General features: G+C 38.6%; 1 protein-coding gene. It reads right to left on the reverse strand.

Features of this window, described 5'->3' with window-relative positions; genetic code table 11:
• Positions 1-310: 310 nt before the first annotated feature.
• Positions 311-511: hypothetical protein (locus BM043_RS19670; protein ID WP_218144177.1), on the reverse strand; the 201-nt coding region annotated here is incomplete at its 5' end.

Genomic DNA, 511 nt, shown 5'->3' on the forward strand with positions numbered 1-511 from the left:
GGTTAAAAGTTAATTGTTAAACAGTCGGTTGGGGAATCGAGGAACTGTTTAATTGATGAATTGGGGAATTGATTAACCGTTTAATTGTTTAACTGAAAAGCTCGAAAGGACGGAACGGTTCAGGGTTAAAAGTTAATTGTTAAACAGTCGGTTGGGGAATCGAGGAACTGTTTAATTGGGGAATTGGGGAATTGTTTAACTGAAAAGCTCGCAAGGACGCAAAGGTAGAACGGGTTCTGAGTTCAAGGTTCGGGGTTCATTGATACTCTGAAAACTGCGACTGCCTACTTTTTTGGTTAAGGGTTAAAAGTTAATTGTTAAACAGTCGGTTGAGGAGAATCGGGGAATCGTCGAAAGTTGAATCGATGGGAAGGTGGGAGATTGGAGAAATCAGTCCTTTAAAATATCGAATGATAAATGCCCAATGATGAATTTTGAAGTGTGTGTAAAGCTGAAAGTTTAAATCAGAAATCTGAAAGGTCGAGAAAACTTTAGGTATTTTACAATGACC

Origin of the sequence: Algoriphagus hitonicola (genome assembly GCF_900113375.1) — a bacterium.
Lineage (GTDB): Bacteria > Bacteroidota > Bacteroidia > Cytophagales > Cyclobacteriaceae > Algoriphagus > Algoriphagus hitonicola.